1 pseudogene is annotated in these 591 nt (G+C 45.5%); it reads left to right on the top strand.

Annotated features, from left to right (window positions below):
* Positions 1 to 262 (top strand): annotated as a pseudogene (locus ACFQEU_RS17610) (hypothetical protein); the annotation flags it as partial.
* Between the last annotated feature and the right edge of the window lie 329 nt (positions 263 to 591).

Genomic DNA, 591 nt, shown 5'->3' on the forward strand with positions numbered 1-591 from the left:
TATTGAAGTGGTGCGAAGTGTCGGCGGTATTGTCATCGCCATAGCACCCTCCAATTCACCGGTCATTCAAAGAGCCAGCATCGCCATTGAAGTGGATGTAGAAGAAGACATCGAAATCTACACACCTTTATCTTCGCGTATTGCGCATTTGGTGGTGATTGATGTGTTGGCCATTGGTGTGGCGCAACATAAAGGACCAAAGCTGCACGATCATTTGTTTCGATTGAAGCAGGGGTTGCGGAAGCTAAGGGTGCAGGGGTAATTAATCGTAAGTTAAATAAGAATATTTTCAGATATAGCAAAATGATTGGATCAATAAGCCTGCAATAATCACTTATCACCGGCTTTGCCAAACAGAAGTTAGTGCTATCCTTTGCGCTTAGGCGCACCCAATACCACAGCGGATAGTAATGTCTTTTCGGTACCTTCTGCTTTGGTCAACCGTTCTTACGTCTAATCGCGAGTAACAGTAGACCGATAAAAAGCAGAGTAGCGGAGGTGGTTTCATGCACCTCGATGGTATCGATTTTCGATAGCGTACCCGCGAGCCAAAGGGTTTCGCCTATAAGTGTATTGGTGATAGAGGCACCT

It is taken from the genome of Halorubrum tibetense (assembly GCF_042661865.1).
In the GTDB taxonomy this organism is placed as follows: domain Archaea; phylum Halobacteriota; class Halobacteria; order Halobacteriales; family Haloferacaceae; genus Halorubrum; species Halorubrum tibetense.